Raw genomic sequence first — 22,243 nt, forward strand, 5'->3', positions numbered from 1 at the left:
CTTATTAAATATATTGTCAACGCTATATATATTTAATAAAGCATATTTATATAATTCTCATCACTTTTAATCTTTATAACCAAACGATTATGATGAATACAAATACTAACGACTTTTTCCATTATAATATTTTCATCATAGACCCCAGAAACAAATAGATCAGCAAGTTTTCCTCTTTCAGTCCTTCTCCGATATGAAGCACCACAATCGCCACATACAAGCAGATTTCCTAAAAGATATTTTCCATTGTATTTGCTATCGTTTAGGCTTACCGTGCCATCTTCATGATGAATCACTCTTGAACGCTTAGCCATGTCATCCTGAACTCTATCAAAGACTTCTACAGCAACAATTGCAGGATGACTTTCACTTACAAAATATTGAGTTCTTTGTCCAGTATTTTTAACTTTCTTACCCGTCATAAAATCTTCTGTAAATGTCTTTTGAAGCAAGGTATCACCCTTGTACTTCTCATTCTTAAGCATTTTCTGAATAGTGGTTGTATCCCAAGTGTTTTTACCAGTAACTGTTTTAATGTCCACCGGTTCCAAATACAGTTTAATCTGTACGCGTGTTAAACCTTGCAAATACAATTCAAATATCTTTCTCACAACTTGGGTTCTGTATCTAAACGCGTCGCTTTTTCATGATCCAAAGATCTTCTACCAATGTTTCAGACAACATCAGAATATTTTCATCTGGATCAACAAAGGTTGCTAATTTGGTCATACCTGGAACCGTTTCAATTCTACCAATGAATTCTACCCCTCTGCTTTTTAGAGTCTCATAAGCCTTCTCAATATTCTCGACCTCAAAAACCAATGAAGAAGTGGATGGAACTACTTCATCAGCAACAGAAAACCCAATTGTACAATCGGCTGTATTTGTGGACATAATCACATTTCCTCCATCCTTATCATCGAAATACAGCTCAAAGCCAAGTTTATTTGAGTAGAATGCCTTTGTAACCTCAATATCTTTAACACTATACCAGACTGTTAAACCACTTTTGTACATTTGTATTCCTCCTCTTCGGTAGATTTCTTTCTCTATGACGAACAAAACAATTCTATTTTAACCAGTTTTGCCCGTTTATTAATATTCACGATTTTATGTTATACCTTGGACCTTTCAATTTACAGGAATTTATCTTTAAATATATTGGAAAGTTTCTCAGCTATATCATATCCTTTTTCAAATGAGTTATAGACTTCTAGCGCTCATCTATATACCACTTTTATATATTCTTCACCATCAGATGTATTGCATACATCTAACACGGTAGAGTTCCCATTTTTTCCTATTTCAGGTGGTATTATTCTTTCTTCTAATCGAGAAGCTTTATACGAATCCACAACTTCACTAAGTAACGGTGATAATTTGTAGTTCCATTTTATATTTTCATTAAGAATTAGATTTAACCGTGTAAGATGAAAGTGGTTATTCCAGCGTCCATGTATTTCTGCATGCTGCAAGGCATGTGCATCGACACAGAGAAAAATGGTCATAGAGTCAATACCAGCTTCATGATTTAGTTTGTGAGTTATGTTGCTCGAAATATCATAACCAATATCTAAGTCGTTTGCGTCTTCTATGACTTATCTTAGTTTTTCCTTTGTGCTTACCTGAACTACAGGCCACAAGCCCTAAACCACTCATCTTTTGTATTTCCTTTACATCATCAAATTGAGATATGTCGCCCATCTCTGCTAGTATGCCAGAAAGTGTATTGCTGCCAATACCTGATATTTCAAGGATGTTCTCGGTGTATGGGATTTCCATGCACTTTTGATTGAGTTGATCCTCAATCTCTGCAAGCTGTTCATCTAGGTCTATAATCCTTTCGACAAACCACTTTAAAGCCATTCTGCTGGCATTGGCACCATTTTTCAGGCCAACACTTTCACGGGCATATCTCAAGATCTCATCTGCTCTGCTATAGCCGCGTCCCCTAAGCTTAGCATCATGCCAAATCTGTCTTATACCATCAGTGCCTAGTAAAAGAAGGTCCTCAGGGAATGGTGCTGCTTTTAGTAGTAACAAGCTGAATACCCCGTCAAAATTCCCAAGTGCGTCCTTATACTCTGGAAAATAGATTTTCATCTCACGATGTAGCCTATTGAGAGATCGGATTCTATCCTCGATCAGCTGTTCCCTGAACATTGACAAACGTCGAAGTTCAGCATACAGTTTTTCAGGAAGATAGGGCATGCCAAAGTTGCCATCCTTAACGAAATTAAAGTTATCTGTAATTACAGATAACTTTAACTTTCAAATGGATGCGCAGAGCCCCGTGTCACTGATTCTTGTGGGCTAATCCGAACTCTGGGAACGCCTTAACATGCAGTCCTATGCCGCCATTAAGCAGCGTGTAGACATCAACTGCCGGTTTAAGCGCATGGCTAAATCCGTCATGGATGCTTAATCAAAAGGCATCTAACCTATGCAGGACTAGAAAATGAAATCTTCTCTGAAAGTGCACTCCAAGCTATTTATCAGTTCTCAGCAGGATCTGCTAGGCTAATAAACAAGGCATGCACCCATGTCCTTATCTACGCCAGCCAAATGAACAAGAAGATTATCGATGACCACATGATCAGACGTGTCATAGAAGGAGAACTCCCCTCTTAAAACGTGAGGTGAGGAGATGTACGTTGCGATTACAGGTGCAGGCAAGGCTAGAGTCATCCATTTTAGAGAAGACACAAGGATTCCCGGTACTCAGAAAAAGCAGATTAAGGTCATAGAAACACTTGGCAATTACGAGCGTATGCTTGCTTATGATCCTGATATCGTCGCCAAACTCAAAGTTAAAGCGTCCCAGTCACTGATATCACAAAACCCAGTGAAGTTGTCCCGTCGTACCGATTTGGCCATGCCGTGGTCAAACAAATATGGCAAGCGATGAACATGGACGACTTCTTTACTGAACGCTCACGCAAGCGCAGCGCCGAAGCTGTAGCCCAGGCACTATACTATTTAATTGCACACCGATGCTCGAAGCCGTCCAGTATTCTAGCCTGTACTAATGATCAGAACGCCTATGCAGGCATTGAACCGGTGAGACTTGATTTGCTTGACGATGTCTTAGATGTGCTTGACGAACTAAAAGACGATATAGTCGAACACCTTGCCCACTTTTTTGAGAAAAAAACGGACCGCGTTGGTTCTCAAGCCTACTTGGACTTGGCCTCAACGTTAAAATTACCAACGCTTAAGAGTAATATGACCTTGACCAAGTTTAGGGCCTGTACCAAACTCGACCTATCAATAAACCTGAAAAAACGGACAAAAATAAAACCACCTCAACGTATGAATTCCAACGTTTGAAGTGGTTTTATAATCTATAAGTCCTAAACTCAGGAATTAATATTATCTTACTCTTCCCTTAGAAAAGAGATTACCAATAGCAAGGAGAATAACTGCTCCTACTAATGCCGTTAAAAAACTTTGCAAATTAAAACCGGTCACTTGCCCACCGCCAAATAGACCCATTACATAACCACCTATAAACGCTCCTATAATACCAACAACTATATTCGTGAGTAATCCCATTGATGAATTCTTGCCCATTATCATGCTCGCAACCCAACCTGCTAATGCTCCTAGTACAATCCAAGATAAAATTCCCATTTTTATTTCTCCTTCTTAATTCATATTTTAGTTTCTTGCGAAACTCTGTAAGCATTGAAAATACTTGCTTTTATTTATAGAAATAGCATATTACCCTCCATTTTGGGTATAAATAAGGTGTGTTCCTGTTGATAACTCATACTCAAAAGAAAGGAAGGTAATAATGCTAATTTCTGCTTCTAATCAGGTTTCCCTGTTTGATCTTGATGCTGAGTTTGATGAACTCACTTCATACAAATCAGATCAACTTTTTTCTCTTTTTAACCAGTTTATTGACACAGATGATGTTATTCCAAAATCTTTCTACAGTGTTTACTACTCTAATGTTGGAAAAAACAGAGATTTTCCACTTGAAGGTATGCTCAAAGCATTTATCTTTTACAACTTGCTCGGTCTACCTACCATTTCCACTCTCATTTTTATCATCAACATTTCAAGTGATTTTAGAAAATTTCTAGGCTTTTCCAGAGCACCTCATCCCTCTCAGTTTTCTAGGTTCAAGACTCTCTTTTATGACCAAATCCTCGAAATGTTTCATCATCTTGTTGATTTTACCTCTGATTTTGCAATAGATGCAGATGATCGCCTCGCCAAAATACTCATTACCGATACAACTGGTTTCGAGTTATACGTTAAGGAAAATAACCCTAAATTCTATCAATCTATTCTTAAAACCGTTAAAACTTACGCTAAATCTCATAAGTACGACAAGACCTTTGATGTAGAAAAATATGCCCAATCAAAGATGCCAAAACAAAGTTCTTCTAACCCTGAAGCTAAACTGACTTATCTTAATGGGCATTTCGGATACTATCAAAAGGTCATCCTCGCTACCAACGGGTTTGGATTAATTCGAGATATTAATTTTTATAATGCCGACAATACGCTACAGCTTAACCTTACGCCTCAAGAAATCAAAGATGAATATGATGCTAAATCTCTTATCCCTTCACTTGAAACGTTTTTCGATTTACACCCAGATTCTAAATTCAACTACTTTCTTGGGGATTCAGGCTTTGATGCAGTTGATAATTATGCGTATCTTTACAAAAAAGGCATCATACCTATCATCAACCTTAATCCTCGAAATAATTCTACGCTGCCTCAACCCCTGTTTAATGAAGACGGTATCCCTACTTGTCCCAACGATCCTGAGTTACCAATGACCTATGCTGGGGTGATTAAAGGAGCCAATAGAGCAGATCGTATTCAGTTTATTTGCCCTAAAAGATCTCTTACAATGTCTGATTCAGTAAAATCCGTTATTCTTGATTGTGATAATCCTTGTACCAATTCACCATATGGAAGAATTAAAAACATCACTGTTCACCATAATTTCAGATTCAATGCTGCTATGCCTCGAAATAGTAATGAATGGATCAATCTTTACAAAATAAGAACGGTTTGTGAAAGAACCATCGCACAACTTAAATCCTTTATGCAAATCAATATTTCCAAAGTCAATAAAACCTTAACCCTGAAATCAAACATCTTTTTAGCTGGCATCACACAATTGATTGCTTTCATTATCATTCATAAAAGTAAATTAAACATTGGTCATTTGTCTATAAAAACTATGGTTGCATAGAATAACTTACTGCGAAATTGAGTAAGTCTTTATTCTGTTGCGCTTTTTTTTTGAACTTTTTTAGATATTTCAATTTTGCTTGTGGATAACTTTGGTTTTTATTTCGCAACGATCTAATCCATTTATGCACCAACGCCTTAGGGACGGTTCTTGAATGCCAACTTATTTTTAATTGCATGACTTTGCCATGCAATACTTTTTCGTTACAAATCTATTTGACGCTTACGCCTGAGCCTGAACCTTAATCGTCAGCATTTTATCTCTGACTTAATATTTTACAGACCGTAGATTCGGTTAAACCACCAAACAATTGACCAAGCGCCTTCAATGATAATAAACTGTGTTTTCTAAAATAATGAATATATTGATTTCGAATGATTTTATCCGTAAAAACTTCGGATAAGGTATACCCTTCACTTGAAGCTTTTTCTATGAGTGCCCTTTGGGCTTCGTCAAGATCCTTTAGGCAATTCTCACAGGGTTGTTCCTCTGAGTTTCTATTGCGATTACATACCGAAACAGCATCTTCGATTATAACCTGCGCCTCTGTGAGTACGGATAAAGGCTCAATGTCAATTAACATTTTAGAATCCATTTGACTTTCATAAACACAATAACTATTGTACGCATTATTTGGCGTCTCTCTATGAAGCTTTTCCATGATCTGTGCTAGAGCCTGTGGGGTCTCTATCATTTCGCTCTTATAACGATCCTTAAAGAGTCTGCCATCACATTTAACATACATTGCATAAGCAATATTGATCGATTTCATCATTTTTGCCAAATCGCTGCCATTTGTATCCACAATCAAATGATATTGGTCGGCCGTTTTGATACAATAGGCGTAGAGTTTAAAGCCAAATTTTTGTCTCGCCCTACTCAATATCTCCAAAAACTTTTGGCGGTCTACATGGGATTCAAAAAGCTTCCTATGATCACCTCCCGATTGATAAATATGATATAGACCATACACCTCTGCAGCTCTTGCTTTCCGTGCCATATTATCACCACTCAATCTCTTGTATGATCTTAGTTTATCACACTTTTTTAAAAATTCAAGTACCGTCCCTTTTAATTCACAATTTATTTACAATTGAGTTTATGTCGGTATAAAGGTGAGTACTTTATCTAAAAATCGCTTGAGCTCTGTACTCTCTGGATGATCGAGTATGGAGCGCTGTCCATGTTCTATTATTTTGCCATTTTCCATGAACACAATATAATCCGCAACACTCTTGGCAAATCCAATTTCATGTGTCACTATGATAAAATCTTTTTGGTCTTCCGCCAGTTGTTTAATGGCACTGAGCACTTCATAGGTGAGTACAGGATCTAATGACGAAGTGGGTTCATCAAGGAGTATCAATTCTGGTTGAATGGCTAAAGCTCTTACAATAGAAGCCCTTTGAGATTGTCCCCCACTGATTTGATGTGGTAATTTATGTGCGTGCTCAATAAGTCCAAACCTTTCAAGCAACTTTGAAACGGGTTTAATGACATCTTCTCTTTTCCTCTTATGCACCTTTTCAAGAACCAATAAAATATTTTCCATAATCGAAAGATGTGAAAACAAATTGTGATCTTGAAAGACAAAGCCCACGTTCTTTCTGTATTGATCTAATGACGAAGTCCCCATGGAATTGTTGTTGACTATAATATCCCCCTTTTGAAAGGGCTCAAGGCCTGCAATTAACCTGAGCAATGTGGATTTACCACTACCAGAGGCGCCTAATAACGCTAAAATTTGTATGTGCTCTAGGTTCAATGAAATATCATCCAAAACCGTTTTGCCTTGATACATTTTTGTTAAATGTTTCAGCTCTAAATTCATTTGATCACCTTATAATTCATACGTTTCTCTAGATATCTTACGAGTAAAATAAGTGGGATTGTCAACAGAAGATAGCCTAATGTAACGATGATAAACCCTTCTGAAATCCTAAAGCTGATGGCTTGTACAGTTTTAATCGTGTTCAGAAACTCATCGGTAGACATGTAAGATAGCAAAGCACTTCCCTTTATCGTAAGTGCAAATTGACCCGCAAGTGGTGGTAGAATTGTCATCAAAACCTGCGGAAAAACCACATAGCGATAAGTCTGTACCTTGGTAAATCCAAACATCTTAGCGGTTTGCCATTGGTTGATATGGATGGATTCCACAGCACCTTTGTATATATCTGCTATATAGGCACCTATATAAAGCGCCAAAGTAATGACACCTACCCAGAATTTGGACCTCACATTGAATGCATGCCCGATATAGTAATAGGCCACAATGGCGATTACGACTAACGGCGTTCCAAAGATAATCACCTTGTGTATCTCTTGTAGATATCTTAAGACGCCAAATTTAGAGATGCTCATCCAATATAAGATCAGACCAACAACAAGCGCCAAAATAAGCGCCATAAGGCTAATGGCAATTGTTGTGAGCCATCCGTTAAAAATGACTTTTCTATATTCATAGTAGACAGAATAGTCCATGCCTTTATCGAGTGATCTCACCATAACGAAGTAAAAAAACAGAACATAAAGTAGTAATGCTGCTGAAAAGTTCGCTGTCTTCTTGATTAATTGCATGTCATCCCTCATTTTTAATATGAGAGCTTAAAAGAGACACTTCATCAAGCAAAGTATATTTCCTTTAAGCTCTTTCATCAGTTTTTGTCCTGTTTAGAAGAAAAATTCAAGATTATATTGTTCAAATTCTTGCATTTTTTCTTTTAAATACGTTTCTCTAATTTTATCATAAGTACCATCTGTTTTGGCCTTTTTTATGAATTCATTAATTTGATTTCTGAGTTCGTTTTCACCTTTTCTCATGGCAATCCCCCACCCTTTAGTATTCGGCAGCGGTTCCAAAATCGTACGTGTGGTATCCTTGTAATTCTCATGGTGCCTGATAATTGAAAGTGGATCGTAGATAAACACATCTGCATTTCCCTGTGCCACTTCAAGAACAGCACTGGCTTCTTCATCAATGTTGAGGATCTTAGCGTCAGGTGCATTTGATGCAGCCCAAAGCGCTCCAATCGTACCCGTTTTAGAGGCAATAATCACCTCGCTGTTATTGAGATCCGCTGCAGATTGAACCTTAGAGTCTTTATAGACCAACATCATCAACTGACTGTTCGTATAAGGATCTGAGAAATCAACGACCTTTTCTCTCTCTTCGTTGATGGTCATGGATGAAATGATGATATCGATGTCGCCCTGCTCAAGTGCAGGAATCAAACTTAGGTAGGCCGTATCAACGATTTCAACCTCCATGTTGAGATATGTTCCAAGTGCTTTTGCAAGCATTACAGATGCCCCATCTGGATTTCCATCCGCATCTTTGGTTTCAAACGGTGGGTATTTGAGTTCCATACCTACTTTTAAAACATTGCTTTCAATGGTTTTATCATTTGCTTTAGCAGCACAACCCGATAAAACAAAAACAAATATGAGTATTATTGCCAGTCGTTTTTTCATAAGTGACCTCCATAGTGTACTTGAAATACCTATACCCTAATAAATGTTAATTCTAACGCTGAATTTCAGATATTTATGAAATTTAACAAAGCCTCTTTAAGCTTCTTCTTTTTATAAGCCTCAAAATCTGCTAATATCAAATGAGAAGGACACAAAAAGGGAGATTATTTATGGCAATTTTAGAAAAAAACGCTCTAAAAAGAAAACCTGAATGGCTTAAAGTCAAAATTGAAAATCCAAAAAACTTGAATCACGTGAACACTTTGATTCGATCGCTAAATCTTAACACGGTATGTGACGGCGCTAACTGTCCAAACCGTTTAGAGTGCTTTTCTAAAAAAACAGCTACTTTTATGATTTTGGGTAATGTCTGCTCAAGGCATTGTCGTTTCTGCAACATCGAAAGTGGTCAGCTCACGCCGCCAGATCTCAATGAACCCTTTAGAGTTGCTCAGGCTGTGAAGGCACTTGAGCTCAAACATGCCGTGATCACTTCTGTTACGCGAGATGACCTTCAAGATGGTGGTGCAGGTTTATTCGCAAGCACGATTAACGCCATTCGGGATGCATCTCCTGATACGATCATCGAAGTGCTCATACCTGACTTTAAAGGCGACTACGACGCACTTAAAGTCGTCATGGATGCAAAACCCCACATTATCAATCACAACGTAGAGACCATCTCACGCCTCTATGACGCCATTAGGCCAGAAGCGGATTATGAGCAGAGTCTCACCCTTTTAAAACGCATCAAATCCTATGACGCCACTATTTTTTCCAAATCTGGTTTTATGCTTGGCCTCGGTGAAAACAGAGATGAAGTCTATGCGCTCATAGAAGATTTAAAAGCAGTTCATGTGGATATTCTAACGATTGGACAATACCTCCCACCGTCAGAATACCATGCACCGTTAATTGAGTATATTCATCCAGACCAGTTTGTGGCATACGGTAAATACGCAACATCAATTGGCATTTCAAGTGTGGCTTCTTCACCTCTTGTGAGAAGTTCTTACAATGCGCTGGATGTCTTTAATACTTTAAGCAAAAATTCAAACGCCTAAACGTTTAGATTGCGAATCACTTCTATTGAGACACGGGTTGGCGCCACATGCGTTTCAGTCCGTGTTTTTATCTGTGCTTCTGGTAAATCTAGTGCTTCTGCTAATAAAGCTTTAACTCTCGGTCTACAGTATGCCCCTTGACAGTTCCCCATGCCAGCCCTCACACGTCTCTTCACCGCATCCGTCGTATCGACCGGAATACCTCTGCTCAGGCAATCTCTAATTTCTGCTTCCGTTATGCCCTCACATCGACACATCATCTTAGAATCCTGTTTTTGTGACTTTATAAGTGGCGCCCTGTCCGCTTTAAAATAGGTTTTATCCTTTAAATCAACACCTGCATTTTTTAGCATTTCAACCACATATTTCGCAATGGCAGGTGAAGACGTTAAACCTGGAGAATCAATTCCAGCCACATGAAATAAACCTTCTATTTCAGAAGGTCTGATTATAAAATCACCTGTTTCAGACATTGACCTAACCCCTGAAAATGTCGTAAGTGCCCTCTTTAGGTTGATATTCGGAATGGATCTCCTTGCGGTTTGAATGACATATTCAAGAGACTCAACAGAGGTATCCTTATTCACATCTAATCTCATATCTTCAGCATCTGGCCCAATCATTAGATTCCCATGATAGGTTGTCGTTACCAGTATCCCCTTGCCCTTATCATTTGGCAACTGAAAGATCACTTGATCTGTGAGGTAGGACTGATCTTTCCCAAAGAGGATATACTGCCCTTTGCGTTTAAGCAGTTTGATACTTTCGTCACCAAAAAGTCTTGCGATTTTATCACTGTGCTCACCTGCTACATTGATGATGATCTCCGCTAAAAGAGTATCGCTATTAGTGGCTGTAATTTCATAGCATCCCGTCTTATCTTTATGAATTTTATCCACTTCAAAATCCAATTTTAAGGTCACGCCATTTTCAATGGCATTTTCAGCAAGAGCGATTGTGAACTCGTAGGGTGATGTGACGCCAACTGTTGGAATGTAAAGCGCACCAATAGCTTGATCTGAAACATGTGGAAGCCTTTCCTTTAATTTTTTTTCGTCTAAAAGCGCATAACCTGACTCACCTACTTTAACACCATTTTGAATCTGATGCTGAATCACTTCAAAATCTCTTTCAGAAAAAGCAAGCATATAGGCACCTGTCCTTCGATAACCAAAATTCAGTGCACTATTCAATGCTTCAAACATTTGATTTCCTCTTATGCACAGTTCTCCTTTAAGGGTCCCTGATTTTCCAGCATACCCTCCATGTACGATACCGCTATTTGCCTTAGAAGCCCCCAGTGAAACATCATGTTCTTTTTCTATTAAAACTGTTTTGATGTCAAATTTAGAGAGTTCTCTCGCAATGGCACTTCCCACAACACCTGCACCTATAATAGCAATCTTAAAACACTCCATAAAGCCTCCTAAAAGCATTGGTTTCATTCTCTGTTATTAATCCTACGTAAAAAATGGACCTTTTTTACTACTATTATAATATAAAATTTGGGTATAGGGTGTATAAGGAGGTGATAAAATGCGCCATATACCTAATTTATTAACGGCTTTTCGAATCCTATTAGTTCCCCTTTTTATTTTTACTTATTTACAGGATAATGGTGAGCTCGCACTTACCGTCTTTATTGTGGCAGCACTCACCGATCTTTTAGACGGATATATTGCTCGAAAATATGAGCTCATCACAGTCATCGGAACACTTCTTGATCCGCTTGCAGATAAATTTATGCTCTTATCTGCGCTCACATGTATGACCTTGAAAAATGTACTTCCCATTTGGGTAACAGTCCTTATGTATCTCAAAGAATTATTTTTAGTCCTTAGCGGTGTGATACTCTATTTTAAACATGAGCAGATGGCAATCCCCTCAAATATTTTTGGAAAACTTGCCACGGTCTCTTTTAGCTTTTTTATATTGCTTTTACTTTGGTCACCCCAAAACCATCTATTACTCTACGGCATTTATTTTTCAATGCTGCTCAAAGTAGCCGCTATTATTTCCTATGTCATCCACTATAAACATACCGCCAAGATTAAAATTTGATTAATTAACAAAATATCAAACGTCTTATGTTGAATATCCGCCTAATTTACATTAAAATAGAATATGAACTAGGAGGGTAAACTATGAGTATAAAAATTATCACTGATTCTTGTTGTGACTTACCACTTCACTATATTGAGACACATCAAGATATACTCGAGGTCCTCGGTATGCCAGTGCATATAAACGGTGTCGATTATATAGATGATTTGGGACAAACACTTGATCACAACACTTTTTATAATTATTTAAGAGAGGGCATCATGCCTACGACTTCACAGATAAACGCATATCGTTTTGAGGAAGCCTTTAAGAAAAACATAGAATTAGGTCACGAACTATTATATATTGGTTTCTCATCAGGGTTGAGCGGCACTTACAACAGCTCATGTGTGGCTAAATCTTTAGTCTTAGAAGATTATCCTGACGCTAAAATTGAACTCGTGGATACGCTTTCTGCTTCAATTGGTCAAGGGGCCGTTGTGGTAGAAGTGATCAAGCGACTAAATGAAGGTTATACACTTGACGAACTCAAATATTGGGTAGAACACAATCGCATGAATTTTAACCATTGGTTTGGGGTGGACGATCTGAATTACCTTAAAAATGGGGGCAGAATTTCACCTGCATCTGCGATGGTTGGCAACGTATTAAATGTCAAACCGACACTTATTGTAGACCATGAGGGTAAATTGAAATCATACGGCAATGTCCGCGGTCGAAAAAAGTCGATGTCATTCTTGGTCTCTAAAATCGAAACGCATTTGATGGATCGTGAAAATGGCACAGTTCTTTTAGGACATGGGAATTGTCCTGAAGATGCTGCACTTCTTAAGGAAATGATCCAGAAACAAGTTAATCCTTGTGAAATTATGGTATCAGAACTCTCCATGACGATTGCCTCTCATGTTGGACCCAATATGATTGCGGTGGCTTTTTTGGGTGATCAGAGAGAAGATTAAACAATTTAAATCGTACTAAAGGCAATACGAACCCCCACATATAACATACTTCGGTTCCCAGTCCTCGTGCCTGCGGAAGAACCTGCGTATGTTATACGTGGGGGTTTTGTCGTGAATATAGTGCTTAATTTGATTACTTATTTCTAAAATCATATATTTCATCTGGTAACACCAGTCGGTGTCCATTTATTTCTACCGTATCATCATCTATCCATACAAACTCAGCAGTATCTTCTCTATAGTTCCAATATATATTTCTAGTTCTGTTATTGAAAATCAACTCACATCTAACTCCAGGTGCCACCGTAGAATGACTATTTGATACATATGCTTTTATTTCATATGCTCCATTTGGAGATACTGTCATACCAATATATTCGCCTTTAGGGACTGTATTTATATCCCAAAAGAAATAATTAGCACCCAATAAAATTACAAACACAATAAATATTAAAATAAATCCCCATTTGTATTTTCTGTTTATTTTTTTCATATCAATCTCCATTCTGTTGCTATCGCTTGTGGTATAAAAAGCGATGACAGTGATTTCACTTATCCGTTTCATAATTTACAAGCAAGAACGCTTAATTTACTAAAAATTAAGCGTTCTTGCTATTTTTAATTACAATACTTTATTTAATTTCCACGATGAATGATAGCCAATTCCGGTAACTACATCTACAGTGTCATTGGGATCATCAAAGTATGAACTAAAATAACTAAAACTTGAGGTCCCCTGAAAAATCTGATACATACCAGCTGCTGATTTTAACGTAGTGCTTCCAAATAGAACACTTCCAACTACACCATAATGAAGATTTCCAATGCTTGTAACCCCCCATAGATAACATATATCAATGAGGCATTTCTTGTTGATATTCCATAAAAATCAAAGGGTTCTCCACCAGATCGACTATATTCAGCTGTTATTTCATTTTCTAAATTCAACTTAACATTACCATTTTACATGCTTTATTGGTAGTGTTTTTATTTTTTTCTAATTAAACTTTAATTTCCCGTTCACTTCAAAAACACATTTTCATGATCACTATTCTATCAAAAGCGCTTATCTTTACACTAAATTTAAAAGCATTTTTAACCTTGATGCGTTATAATGTCTATTGGAACATTAAAAAAATTGAAATACAAGTTAGAGTATCAAAATTCAAAAGTTGAGCAACACTCTAACCAATATAATTCAAAGCGTATACTCAGTCCGCTTCGCTACCTTCGTAACACTTGCACAATCCTATCGGATTGCATTCAGTGGAAGTTTGGACTCCCACTGAATTAGGAATATGAACCCCCACTTAGAGAAGTGGGGGACATCTCCTCAAGGGTTATATAAGCAAAGGTAGGCTTCACATGAAAATTGCTGTAGGCATGAGTGGTGGCATAGACAGTAGCACCACTGCACTCCTATTGAAAGAACAGAATCACGAGGTTATAGGTGTGACGATGTACCTATTTGAGCATCAACTCGAAGAAATCGAAAACGCAAAACGCGTTTGTGAGGCGCTGGGAATTGAGCATCATATCTTGGATTACCGAAAAGCTTTTGAAGACGTGATTATTGGCAACTTCATAGAGACTTATGAAAAAGGACATACGCCTAATCCCTGTCTTCACTGCAATCGTATTTTTAAATACGGCAGGCTCATAGAGGACGCGATCAAGCTCGGTGCAGAGGCATTTTCAACCGGACATTACGTCAGAGTTCACTATAATGAAATCCAAAGAGAATATGAACTTCATCGTGCGATTAATGCCAAGAAGGATCAGTCGTATAACCTCTATCATCTGACACAAGAGACACTTTCAAGGCTCTATTTCCCACTGGGAAGCATTTCTTCAAAAAAGACGGTGCGTCAATATTTTGAAAAAGTGCACATCAAAACAGCTCAAAAAAAAGACAGTTTGGGCATCTGTTTTATTTCACATAAACAACATACACGATTTCTCAAGGAAAAAAGCAGCAACGCCATGATCCGTGGATGCTTTGTGGATAAGTCCGGCAATTTCTTAGGTTATCACCAAGGTATCGCCAGTTATACACTAGGACAAAAAAGAAAACTTGCTGAAGAACTCTCAGGCAAGTTTGTAGTCATAGGCATTTCAGCTGAAACGAACACTGTTATTTTAGGTGRGGAAAGTGATTTGTTTAAATACAAACTCACTGCTGAATCTTTTAATCTCATAAATTCATATCATACATTCCCAATGAAAGTTCAAGTGATCGTCAGTCAATGGTCTGCRGTTTACGAGGGRMTTTTGATGCCACAACCAGATGGTTCCGCTGAGATTACGTTTCAATCTCCTGTGAGAGCGCCCTCATGTGGACAGGCTATGGTTTGTTATCAAGACACACTTATGATTGGGGGAGGCATTATCACTCAAGTAGAGTGAGTAGCCACCTTTTAACGGTCTCATCTGCAAAAGCACCTTTGACGCTGTTTTTATAAATTTGCTTATCAAACCCTGAATCATAGCCAAAGGCATTGTGAACAAGCTGAAATTCACGTGTCATATCCGTCCCAGATACCGTTCGAGCAATCCCTGTTTCGCCTGCATGAATCGTCACGTGATAGCCTAATCCTCTTGCATATGAAAATGCCTCTTTGAAACGCCTTGAACTTCGCTATTTCTCATATAAGAGAGAATCACATTCCCCTTGATCTCATACTTCGGTTCCCAGTCCTCGTGCCTGCAGAAGAATCTGCATAAGTTATATGTGGGGGGCTTTATCGTGAATATAGTGCTTAATTTGATTACTTATTTCTAAAATCATATATTTCATCTGGTAACACCAGTCGGTGTCCATTTATTTCTACCGTATCATCATCTATCCATACAAACTCAGCAGTATCTTCTCTATAGTTCCAATATATATTTCTAGTTCTGTTATTGAAAATCAACTCACATCTAACTCCAGGTGCCACCGTAGAATGACTATTTGATACATATGCTTTTATTTCATATGCTCCATTTGGAGATACTGTCATACCAATATATTCGCCTTTAGGGACTGTATTTATATCCCAAAAGAAATAATTAGCACCCAATAAAATTACAAACACAATAAATATTAAAATAAATCCCCATTTGTATTTTCTGTTTATTTTTTTCATATCAATCTCCATTCTACTACTATTGCTTGTGGTATAAAAAGCGATGACAGTGATTTCACTTATCCGTTTCATAATTTACAAGCAAGAACGCTTAATTTACTAAAAATTAAGCGTTCTTGCTATTTTCAATTACAATACTTTATTTAAATTCCTCGATGAATGATAGCCAATTCCGGTAACTATATCTGCAGTATCATTGGGATCATAAAAGTACGAACTAAAATAACTGAAACTTGAAGTCCCCCTATAAATCTGATACATACCAGCTGCCGATTTTAACGTAGTGCTTCCAAATAGAACACTTCCAACTACACCATAATGAAGATTTCCAATGTTTGTACCCCCCCATAGATAACATATATCAATGAAGCATTTCTTGTTGATATTCCATAAAAATCAAAGGGGTTCTCCACCAGATCGACTATATTCAGCTGTTATTTCATTTTCTAAATTCAGCTTAACATTACCATTTTACATGCTTTATTGGTAGTGTTTTTATTTTTTTCTAATTAAACTTTAATTTCCCGTTCACTTCAAAAACACATTTTCATGATCACTATTCTATCAAAAGCGCTTATCTTTACACTAAATTTAAAAGCATTTTTAACCTTGATGCGTTATAATGTCTATTGGAACATTAAAAAAATTGAAATACAAGTTAGAGTATCAAAATTCAAAAGTTGAGCAACACTCTAACCAATATAATTATATAAGCAAAGGTAGGCTTCACATGAAAATTGCTGTAGGCATGAGTGGTGGCATAGACAGTAGCACCACTGCACTCCTATTGAAAGAACAGAATCACGAGGTTATAGGTGTGACGATGTACCTATTTGAGCATCAACTCGAAGAAATCGAAAACGCAAAACGCGTTTGTGAGGCGCTGGGAATTGAGCATCAAAACAGCTCAAAAAAAAGACAGTTTGGGCATCTGTTTTATTTCACATAAACAACATACACGATTTCTCAAGGAAAAAAGCAGCAGTGCCATGATCCGTGGATGCTTTGTGGATAAGTCCGGCAATTTCTTAGTTAACCGCAACCACACGAACACATTATAAAGTATAATATAAGCAGATGAATAAATTGAGCAAAAAATATTATATTCAAAAGCTTGTAACTAATATAGAAAAGATATGAAAAGACGGTTTGGTCCATTGTGATCAAAGTTAAGATAATGGCGAGCCCCTAAGGCGTCTCACCATTAATGCATGATACCAAATTAAGACTAAGAGCATGTGGCAACGGCTAACACGCCTATTTCCAAAATCACCTATCGTCACAATCGTTGCGAAAGGGAAGCAACGATTGCGCCAATTCTCACTGTGCGCTTGTCATCATTCTTGCAAAAGTGACTTATTTTTTTTAGGGCAAGAATGTCGCCAAGCGCCCAGCGAGAACGGTTGACTTCGGAAATAGCGGGAACGTTAGCCGAAATTCGTTTTACTATTATAGTCTTCGAAATGGTAAAATAGAAGTATAAAGTATTGTAGGAGACTAAGTGATATGAGTGATGTTAAAGCTATAAATAACAGTGTTAATTCCAATAAAATATATACAGCAATATCTAATATGATTCTTAAGACAAAGGACAATATAAGATATAATTTGAATTCGGAAATGGTTGTGCTATATTGGAACATTGGTAAAAAGATAAGAGAAGAAGTGTTGCTTGATAATAGGGCTGAATATGGACAAGAAGTTGTGAAAGAATTAAGTGATCAGCTAAGATCTGAATATGGTAAAGGTTTCAGTAAACGTAATTTATTCAATATGATTAAATTTTATGATGTTTTCTCTAACGAGGGAATTGTGCAGACACTGTCTGCACAATTAAGTTGGTCTCATTTTGTAGAATTAATTCGTATAGATGATCATCTCAAAGTAGAGTTCTATGCTACTATTTCAGTGAATGAACGATGGAGTGTTCGTGTATTAAAAGAGCGTATAAACTCTATGTTGTATGAACGTACAGTATTATCGAAGAAACCAGATCAGACAATTTCTAATGATTTAGCAGAATTAATGGATAATGGGAAAATGTCTACTGATTTATTTTTAAGAGATCCATATGTTTTAGATTTTTTAGAGTTACAAGATACGTACAGTGAAAAAGACTTAGAAAATGCAATTTTAGCTGAATTGGAAAGTTTTATGTTTGAGTTTGGCCGAGAATTCACTTTTGTTGGGCGACAGCAACGAATAACAATTGGTGACAGAGATTACTATATCGACTTATTGTTCTATCATCGAAAGTTGAAAAGGTTAGTGCTAATTGAATTGAAATTAGGAGAATTTAAACCTGAGCACAAAGGACAAATCGAGTTATACTTAAGATGGTTAGATAAGAATGAAAAAAATGAAGGTGAAGAATCACCGATAGGAATTATATTGTGTGCTGAGAAATCTCAAGAGACAGTTGAATTATTAGAATTAGATAAAAGTGGAATTCATGTTGCACAGTATTTGACTCAATTACCACCAAAAGAGGTACTGGAAAAGAAACTTCACAAAGCAATAGAACGTGCTAAATATAGACTGAATGAGAAATAACGTAAAAAGAACTCCGGCTAACACGTCGATTACCTAAATCACTCTGATGACACAGCCCTTGCGAGGCAAGGCCAGCGCCACTTTTGCCCTAAGGGTCAAAAGGAGTGACTTCGGTAATTGCGGGAACGTTATCACCAAGGTATCGCCAGTTATACACTAGGACAAAAAAGAAAACTTGCTGAAGAACTCTCAGGCAAGTTTGTAGTCATAGGCATTTCAGCTGAAACGAACACTGTTATTTTAGGTGGGGAAAGTGATTTGTTTAAATACAAACTCACTGCTGAATCTTTTAATCTCATAAATTCATATCATACATTCCCAATGAAAGTTCAAGTGATCGTCAGTCAATGGTCTGCGGTTTACGAGGGGATTTTGATGCCACAACCAGATGGTTCCGCTGAGATTACGTTTCAATCTCCTGTGAGAGCGCCCTCATGTGGACAGGCTATGGTTTGTTATCAAGACACACTTATGATTGGGGGAGGCATTATCACTCAAGTAGAGTGAGCAGCCACCTTTTAACGGTCTCATCTGCAAAAGCACCTTTGACGCTGTTTTTATAAATTTGCTTATCAAACCCTGAATCATAGCCAAAGGCATTGTGAACAAGCTGAAATTCACGTGTCATATCCGTCCCAGATACCGTTCGATTATCCGTGTTGAGCGTTACCAGTATGCCCTCTTCATAAAACGCTGCAATTGGATGCGCTTTTATATGGGAGATGGCTTTTGTTTGTAAATTACTGGTCGGGCAACATTCTAAGAACACGCCATTTGACTTGACACACTCATAAGCCTCTGGATCATGCATCATGGCAACACCATGCCCAATGCGTTCTGCACCTAATAGCTGAATGGCTTCTGTCATATTCTGAGCAATCCCTGTTTCGCCTGCATGAATCGTCACGTGATAGCCTAATCCTCTTGCATATGAAAATGCCTCTTTGAAACGCCTTGAAAACAAATCTCTCTCGCCGGCACACAAGTCCAAGGCTACAACACCCTTGCCTAAAAGGGTTTGACCTGAATTTATGACATCATAAATACCTTGAACTTCGCTATTTCTCATATAAGAGAGAATCACATTCCCCTTGATCTCATACTTTCCTTCTGCCCTTTTTATACCTTTGACAACACTTTCAATGATCGTTTTATAATCAAGTCCCTTTTCGATATGAAGTTGAGGGGCAAATCTGATTTCAATATACTTTACATTTTCAAGTGCGGCATCCTCCATGAGTTCATAAGAGACACGCTCTAGTGCTTCAGCAGTCTGCATGACTTTTATCGGCAAATCAAACCGCTTTAAGTAAGTATCTAACGAATCACAATCACTTGGTGCAATGAGCGTTTCTCTAACCGTTTTAATACTTTCATCTGGTAATTTTATATGGCTTTCTTTTGCAAGTTCCAACACGGTTTCAGGTCTTAAACTCCCATCTAAGTGACAGTGCAACTCCACTTTAGGCATTTTTAATACGTCCATTTGATTCCTCCTATAAAAAAACGCCTGATTACGAAGAAAATGCGCACTGCATCTTCCTCGTAATCAAGCGTTTAAGGTGCTTGGTAGAAACCCCCATACCATATTAACGGGGTTATACGATGATTTATTAATTTATATTCTACAAAATTATCGACCCCACGTCAATTCTTTTGTTGAAATGTTCTGAAACTTATTTTAGTCTTCTTAATATGCCTTCGCCATGTAAACCATATGCTGCGCTGGTTTGCCACAGAACGGACATACATCCCCTAAGTTTTCTTGCTCAAATGGAATACACCTGATAGTAACACCAGTTTCGTTTTTTACACGTTCTTCACAAGCTTCTTCACCGCACCACATCGTCTTTGCGAAACCTGGGGTTTCGATCATTTTTTGTTTAAACTCTTCATAGGTTTCAAATGTAAACGTCTTCTCATCACGACTCACACGCGCTCTGCTTAACATGTCATCGTGGATTTGATCCAATAATTTCACCATGTTATCCCCAATGCCATCAAGCTCAATAGGTCCTTTTTCAAAGTTATCTCTTCTTGCCACCATTGCAACGCCATTTTCTATATCTCTCGGTCCAATTTCAATTCTGATCGGAACCCCTTTCATCTCGTATTCATTAAATTTCCACCCTGGTGAGTTGTTCTCGTTGTCATCTAATTTCACACGAATTCCCTTAGATACAAGTTCTTTTTTAAGCGCTTCTGCTCTTTCTAAAACACCTTCTTTTTTCTGAGCAATTGGCACAATCACCACTTGAATTGGCGCAAGTCTTGGTGGCAAAACCAGACCACGATTATCACCGTGAACCATGATCACGCCTCCAATTAATCTTGTAGAAACACCCCAAGAAGTATGATGCGGATATTCCAAATCGCCACCTCTGCCTTGGAAATTGATGTCAAATGCTTTTGTGAAATGCTGCGCCAGATTATGCGAAGTCCCCGATTGAAGCGCTTTTCCATCGTGCATCAAGGCTTCAATCGTATAAGTTGCCTCGGCACCAGCAAATTTTTCGCGCTCTGATTTTCTACCCACTACCATAGGAATTGCCAATAAATCTTCAGCCATTTCCTTGTAAATTGAAAGCATTTGAAGCGTTTCTTTTTGAGCTTCTTCTGCTGTTTCATGTAAAGTATGACCTTCTTGCCATAAAAACTCGGAAGTTCTGAGGAAAGGTCGTGTTGCTTTTTCCCATCTAACCACAGAGCACCATTGATTATAGAGATAAGGTAATTCTCTATAAGACGTTAACCATTTAGAATACATGGCACAAATAATAGTTTCTGACGTTGGTCTGATACAGAGTCTTTCTGCAAGTTCTTCACTACCGCCATGTGTTACCCAAGCCACTTCTGGCGCAAAGCCTTCAACATGCTCTTTTTCCTTATTGAGAAGACTTTCAGGGATTAAAAGCGGGAAGTAGCAGTTTTCATGACCCGTTTCTTTAAATCTTCGATCTAGGAAACTTTGAATATTTTCCCAAAGTGCATATCCATACGGCTTGATGACCATAAATCCTTTAACCGGTGAATAATCCACTAAATCCGTCTTTTTAATCACATCTGTATACCACTGTGGAAAATCGTCTTCCATTTTGGTGATGTCTTTTACAAATTCTTTATCCTTATTTTTACCCATGAGCTCCTCCTTATTTAAATCACGTGCAGTTGCACTTAAATTGATCATACTGAAACTATCAAAGCGTATACTTAGTCCGCTTCGCTACCTTCGTAACACTTGCACAAGCCTATCGGATTGCAACACTAAAACTTTATACCACGACTCATTTACATTAAAAAAAGCCCTCATCTCTATAAAAAATAGAGACGAAAACTTCGCGGTACCACTCTAATTAACAAAGCAAAATACACTCTGTTCACTCAAACATCGTAACGGGATGTGCCGTATGATTTATCATCACAAACTCCAGGGTAGGTTCAATCAATTTTGGGTTAGAAACCTTTCAGCCGATGAGTTTCATTCTCTTTAACACTACGTTGATTTACTGGCCCATTCACAGTCAAATTCACTTATTCATTTATACCTATTAATATATTACGCCTTCAAAAGTTTGTCAACCTCATTTTATCTCATTGGCGGGAATGTGTGGGAATCGAACCCACCTAAGCAGCTATTAACTACTCAAACTGGTTTTGAAGACCAGAGGGCACACCAGAACCCATCCACTCCCAAGATGCTGTTTAGTCTCCACTGAACATTAACCCATTATACCCTATTTCATCACTCAAAGCCATATTTATTCGATCATTAAGCGCTAA

26 protein-coding genes, 1 tRNA gene, 1 pseudogene, 1 riboswitch and 1 other annotated feature are annotated in these 22,243 nt (G+C 37.8%); of the genes and pseudogenes, 10 read left to right on the plus strand and 18 right to left on the minus strand.

Annotated features, from left to right (window positions below):
• Positions 1-32 precede the first annotated feature (32 nt).
• From F3D3_RS06470 to F3D3_RS06485, 4 genes are all read right to left on the minus strand, one after another.
• Positions 33-611: a recombinase family protein gene (locus F3D3_RS06470; RefSeq protein ID WP_069872284.1), complete on the minus strand. Its 579-nt coding sequence runs from the start codon at positions 609-611 to the stop codon at positions 33-35.
• Positions 612-627: 16 nt separating this feature from the next.
• Positions 628-1,017, minus strand: a complete 390-nt coding sequence (locus tag F3D3_RS06475; protein WP_069872287.1) for a VOC family protein — start codon at positions 1,015-1,017, stop codon at positions 628-630.
• 203 nt (positions 1,018-1,220) lie between these two features.
• Positions 1,221-1,508 (minus strand): DUF5946 family protein, encoded by a 288-nt coding sequence (locus F3D3_RS24055; protein ID WP_069872288.1) that lies wholly within the window; start codon positions 1,506-1,508, stop codon positions 1,221-1,223.
• Between the two features lie 52 nt (positions 1,509-1,560).
• Positions 1,561-2,103 carry a transposase gene (locus tag F3D3_RS06485; protein WP_242877097.1) on the minus strand — a complete coding sequence of 181 codons (543 nt, stop codon included), beginning with the start codon at positions 2,101-2,103 and terminating at the stop codon, positions 1,561-1,563.
• A gap of 544 nt (positions 2,104-2,647) precedes the next feature.
• On the opposite strand from F3D3_RS06485, the gene F3D3_RS06490 reads away from it, so the two are divergent.
• Entirely contained in the window at positions 2,648-2,908 is a 261-nt protein-coding gene (locus tag F3D3_RS06490; protein WP_069872290.1) for a hypothetical protein, read from the plus strand.
• A complete protein-coding gene (locus tag F3D3_RS23280; RefSeq protein ID WP_084388863.1) occupies positions 2,905-3,330 on the plus strand; it encodes a hypothetical protein in 426 nt (141 codons plus the stop codon). The genes F3D3_RS06490 and F3D3_RS23280 overlap by 4 nt, the downstream gene beginning before the upstream one ends.
• Before the next feature lie 42 nt (positions 3,331-3,372).
• On the opposite strand, the gene F3D3_RS06500 is transcribed toward F3D3_RS23280, so the two are convergent.
• A complete protein-coding gene (locus tag F3D3_RS06500) occupies positions 3,373-3,633 on the minus strand; it encodes a GlsB/YeaQ/YmgE family stress response membrane protein (protein WP_069872292.1) in 261 nt (86 codons plus the stop codon).
• A 163-nt stretch (positions 3,634-3,796) separates the two neighbouring features.
• Here F3D3_RS06500 and F3D3_RS06505 point away from each other — a divergent pair, with 163 nt between their 5' ends.
• Positions 3,797-5,221, plus strand: a complete 1,425-nt coding sequence (locus F3D3_RS06505) for a transposase (protein WP_069871022.1) — start codon at positions 3,797-3,799, stop codon at positions 5,219-5,221.
• Positions 5,222-5,477: 256 nt separating this feature from the next.
• Here the strand turns inward: F3D3_RS06505 and F3D3_RS06510 are convergent, their stop codons facing one another.
• The 4 genes from F3D3_RS06510 to F3D3_RS06525 all read right to left on the minus strand — a co-directional run bounded on the left by F3D3_RS06510 (position 5,478) and on the right by F3D3_RS06525 (position 8,695).
• Entirely contained in the window at positions 5,478-6,221 is a 744-nt protein-coding gene (locus tag F3D3_RS06510; RefSeq protein ID WP_069872293.1) for a transposase, read from the minus strand.
• Positions 6,222-6,320: 99 nt separating this feature from the next.
• Complete coding sequence (locus F3D3_RS06515; protein WP_069872295.1) at positions 6,321-7,052, minus strand: amino acid ABC transporter ATP-binding protein; 732 nt, start codon at positions 7,050-7,052, stop codon at positions 6,321-6,323.
• Complete coding sequence (locus F3D3_RS06520; protein ID WP_069872297.1) at positions 7,049-7,801, minus strand: amino acid ABC transporter permease; 753 nt, start codon at positions 7,799-7,801, stop codon at positions 7,049-7,051. Before F3D3_RS06520 ends, F3D3_RS06515 begins: the two co-directional genes overlap by 4 nt.
• A gap of 93 nt (positions 7,802-7,894) precedes the next feature.
• Positions 7,895-8,695 (minus strand): transporter substrate-binding domain-containing protein, encoded by an 801-nt coding sequence (locus tag F3D3_RS06525; protein ID WP_069872298.1) that lies wholly within the window; start codon positions 8,693-8,695, stop codon positions 7,895-7,897.
• A gap of 170 nt (positions 8,696-8,865) precedes the next feature.
• On the opposite strand from F3D3_RS06525, the gene lipA reads away from it, so the two are divergent.
• Positions 8,866-9,759 (plus strand): lipoyl synthase, encoded by an 894-nt coding sequence (lipA, locus tag F3D3_RS06530; protein WP_069872300.1) that lies wholly within the window; start codon positions 8,866-8,868, stop codon positions 9,757-9,759.
• On the opposite strand, the gene F3D3_RS06535 is transcribed toward lipA, so the two are convergent.
• Positions 9,756-11,177 carry an NAD(P)/FAD-dependent oxidoreductase gene (locus tag F3D3_RS06535; RefSeq protein WP_069872302.1) on the minus strand — a complete coding sequence of 474 codons (1,422 nt, stop codon included), beginning with the start codon at positions 11,175-11,177 and terminating at the stop codon, positions 9,756-9,758. The genes lipA and F3D3_RS06535 overlap by 4 nt on opposite strands.
• A gap of 118 nt (positions 11,178-11,295) precedes the next feature.
• Between F3D3_RS06535 and F3D3_RS06540 the strand changes: the two genes are divergently transcribed.
• Both F3D3_RS06540 and F3D3_RS06545 read left to right on the plus strand, forming a co-directional pair.
• Positions 11,296-11,820: a CDP-alcohol phosphatidyltransferase family protein gene (locus tag F3D3_RS06540; RefSeq protein ID WP_069872303.1), complete on the plus strand. Its 525-nt coding sequence runs from the start codon at positions 11,296-11,298 to the stop codon at positions 11,818-11,820.
• Between the two features lie 83 nt (positions 11,821-11,903).
• Positions 11,904-12,782, plus strand: a complete 879-nt coding sequence (locus tag F3D3_RS06545) for a DegV family protein (RefSeq protein ID WP_069872305.1) — start codon at positions 11,904-11,906, stop codon at positions 12,780-12,782.
• A gap of 133 nt (positions 12,783-12,915) precedes the next feature.
• On the opposite strand, the gene F3D3_RS06550 is transcribed toward F3D3_RS06545, so the two are convergent.
• Both F3D3_RS06550 and F3D3_RS25155 read right to left on the minus strand, forming a co-directional pair.
• Positions 12,916-13,275 (minus strand): DUF5412 family protein, encoded by a 360-nt coding sequence (locus F3D3_RS06550; protein ID WP_207645352.1) that lies wholly within the window; start codon positions 13,273-13,275, stop codon positions 12,916-12,918.
• 129 nt (positions 13,276-13,404) lie between these two features.
• Positions 13,405-13,659: a polymorphic toxin type 44 domain-containing protein gene (locus tag F3D3_RS25155; RefSeq protein ID WP_084388865.1), complete on the minus strand. Its 255-nt coding sequence runs from the start codon at positions 13,657-13,659 to the stop codon at positions 13,405-13,407.
• A gap of 467 nt (positions 13,660-14,126) precedes the next feature.
• Between F3D3_RS25155 and mnmA the strand changes: the two genes are divergently transcribed.
• Positions 14,127-15,188: a tRNA 2-thiouridine(34) synthase MnmA gene (gene mnmA / locus F3D3_RS06555; protein ID WP_255364380.1), complete on the plus strand. Its 1,062-nt coding sequence runs from the start codon at positions 14,127-14,129 to the stop codon at positions 15,186-15,188.
• Here mnmA and F3D3_RS06560 read toward each other — a convergent pair.
• The 3 genes from F3D3_RS06560 to F3D3_RS25160 form a co-directional block, all read right to left on the minus strand.
• Positions 15,172-15,363, minus strand: coding sequence for a hypothetical protein (locus F3D3_RS06560; RefSeq protein WP_069872311.1), 192 nt, complete (start codon positions 15,361-15,363; stop codon positions 15,172-15,174). The genes mnmA and F3D3_RS06560 overlap by 17 nt on opposite strands.
• Before the next feature lie 187 nt (positions 15,364-15,550).
• Positions 15,551-15,910: a DUF5412 family protein gene (locus F3D3_RS06565; RefSeq protein ID WP_207645352.1), complete on the minus strand. Its 360-nt coding sequence runs from the start codon at positions 15,908-15,910 to the stop codon at positions 15,551-15,553.
• Between the two features lie 129 nt (positions 15,911-16,039).
• The gene (locus F3D3_RS25160) at positions 16,040-16,294 is read right to left on the minus strand and encodes a polymorphic toxin type 44 domain-containing protein (RefSeq protein ID WP_084388866.1); all 255 of its coding nucleotides are present in this window, start codon (positions 16,292-16,294) and stop codon (positions 16,040-16,042) included.
• Between the two features lie 346 nt (positions 16,295-16,640).
• On the opposite strand from F3D3_RS25160, the pseudogene F3D3_RS25165 reads away from it, so the two are divergent.
• The 3 genes and pseudogenes from F3D3_RS25165 to F3D3_RS06580 form a co-directional block, all read left to right on the plus strand.
• Positions 16,641-16,808 (plus strand): annotated as a pseudogene (locus tag F3D3_RS25165) (asparagine synthase-related protein); the annotation flags it as partial.
• Between the two features lie 608 nt (positions 16,809-17,416).
• Positions 17,417-18,463, plus strand: coding sequence for a YhcG family protein (locus F3D3_RS06575; protein WP_069872315.1), 1,047 nt, complete (start codon positions 17,417-17,419; stop codon positions 18,461-18,463).
• A 117-nt stretch (positions 18,464-18,580) separates the two neighbouring features.
• Positions 18,581-18,970, plus strand: coding sequence for an aminomethyltransferase beta-barrel domain-containing protein (locus tag F3D3_RS06580; RefSeq protein WP_069872317.1), 390 nt, complete (start codon positions 18,581-18,583; stop codon positions 18,968-18,970).
• Here the strand turns inward: F3D3_RS06580 and add are convergent.
• The 3 genes from add to F3D3_RS24065 all read right to left on the minus strand — a co-directional run bounded on the left by add (position 18,954) and on the right by F3D3_RS24065 (position 22,155).
• Positions 18,954-19,949 (minus strand): adenosine deaminase, encoded by a 996-nt coding sequence (gene add, locus F3D3_RS06585; protein WP_069872318.1) that lies wholly within the window; start codon positions 19,947-19,949, stop codon positions 18,954-18,956. The two genes, F3D3_RS06580 and add, sit on opposite strands and share 17 nt — an antisense overlap.
• Positions 19,950-19,989: 40 nt before the next feature.
• Positions 19,990-20,089, minus strand: a riboswitch (purine riboswitch).
• 64 nt (positions 20,090-20,153) lie between these two features.
• Positions 20,154-21,602 carry a proline--tRNA ligase gene (gene proS / locus F3D3_RS06590; protein ID WP_069872320.1) on the minus strand — a complete coding sequence of 483 codons (1,449 nt, stop codon included), beginning with the start codon at positions 21,600-21,602 and terminating at the stop codon, positions 20,154-20,156.
• A 181-nt stretch (positions 21,603-21,783) separates the two neighbouring features.
• Positions 21,784-21,991 (minus strand) — a binding site (T-box leader).
• A 67-nt stretch (positions 21,992-22,058) separates the two neighbouring features.
• A tRNA-Sec gene (locus F3D3_RS24065) sits at positions 22,059-22,155 on the minus strand.
• Between the last annotated feature and the right edge of the window lie 88 nt (positions 22,156-22,243).

It is taken from the genome of Fusibacter sp. 3D3 (assembly GCF_001748365.1).
GTDB lineage: Bacteria > Bacillota > Clostridia > Peptostreptococcales > Acidaminobacteraceae > Fusibacter_A.

Excerpts from the sequence above, each read along its gene's own strand:
- F3D3_RS06525 (WP_069872298.1), bottom strand. The coding sequence starts at position 8,695 with ATGAAAAAACGACTGGCAATAATACTCATATTTGTTTTTGTTTTATCG.
- F3D3_RS06500 (WP_069872292.1), bottom strand. The coding sequence starts at position 3,633 with ATGGGAATTTTATCTTGGATTGTACTAGGAGCATTAGCAGGTTGGGTT.
- F3D3_RS06545 (WP_069872305.1), top strand. The coding sequence starts at position 11,904 with ATGAGTATAAAAATTATCACTGATTCTTGTTGTGACTTACCACTTCAC.
- F3D3_RS06485 (WP_242877097.1), bottom strand. The coding sequence starts at position 2,103 with ATGAAAATCTATTTTCCAGAGTATAAGGACGCACTTGGGAATTTTGAC.
- add (WP_069872318.1), bottom strand. The coding sequence starts at position 19,949 with ATGGACGTATTAAAAATGCCTAAAGTGGAGTTGCACTGTCACTTAGAT.
- F3D3_RS06565 (WP_207645352.1), bottom strand. The coding sequence starts at position 15,910 with ATGAAAAAAATAAACAGAAAATACAAATGGGGATTTATTTTAATATTT.
- F3D3_RS06540 (WP_069872303.1), top strand. The coding sequence starts at position 11,296 with ATGCGCCATATACCTAATTTATTAACGGCTTTTCGAATCCTATTAGTT.
- proS (WP_069872320.1), bottom strand. The coding sequence starts at position 21,602 with ATGGGTAAAAATAAGGATAAAGAATTTGTAAAAGACATCACCAAAATG.
- F3D3_RS06550 (WP_207645352.1), bottom strand. The coding sequence starts at position 13,275 with ATGAAAAAAATAAACAGAAAATACAAATGGGGATTTATTTTAATATTT.
- lipA (WP_069872300.1), top strand. The coding sequence starts at position 8,866 with ATGGCAATTTTAGAAAAAAACGCTCTAAAAAGAAAACCTGAATGGCTT.
- F3D3_RS24055 (WP_069872288.1), bottom strand. The coding sequence starts at position 1,508 with ATGACCATTTTTCTCTGTGTCGATGCACATGCCTTGCAGCATGCAGAA.
- F3D3_RS23280 (WP_084388863.1), top strand. The coding sequence starts at position 2,905 with ATGAACATGGACGACTTCTTTACTGAACGCTCACGCAAGCGCAGCGCC.
- F3D3_RS06515 (WP_069872295.1), bottom strand. The coding sequence starts at position 7,052 with ATGAATTTAGAGCTGAAACATTTAACAAAAATGTATCAAGGCAAAACG.
- F3D3_RS06520 (WP_069872297.1), bottom strand. The coding sequence starts at position 7,801 with ATGCAATTAATCAAGAAGACAGCGAACTTTTCAGCAGCATTACTACTT.
- F3D3_RS06505 (WP_069871022.1), top strand. The coding sequence starts at position 3,797 with ATGCTAATTTCTGCTTCTAATCAGGTTTCCCTGTTTGATCTTGATGCT.
- F3D3_RS06490 (WP_069872290.1), top strand. The coding sequence starts at position 2,648 with ATGTACGTTGCGATTACAGGTGCAGGCAAGGCTAGAGTCATCCATTTT.
- F3D3_RS06575 (WP_069872315.1), top strand. The coding sequence starts at position 17,417 with ATGAGTGATGTTAAAGCTATAAATAACAGTGTTAATTCCAATAAAATA.
- F3D3_RS06535 (WP_069872302.1), bottom strand. The coding sequence starts at position 11,177 with ATGGAGTGTTTTAAGATTGCTATTATAGGTGCAGGTGTTGTGGGAAGT.
- F3D3_RS06510 (WP_069872293.1), bottom strand. The coding sequence starts at position 6,221 with ATGGCACGGAAAGCAAGAGCTGCAGAGGTGTATGGTCTATATCATATT.
- F3D3_RS06475 (WP_069872287.1), bottom strand. The coding sequence starts at position 1,017 with ATGTACAAAAGTGGTTTAACAGTCTGGTATAGTGTTAAAGATATTGAG.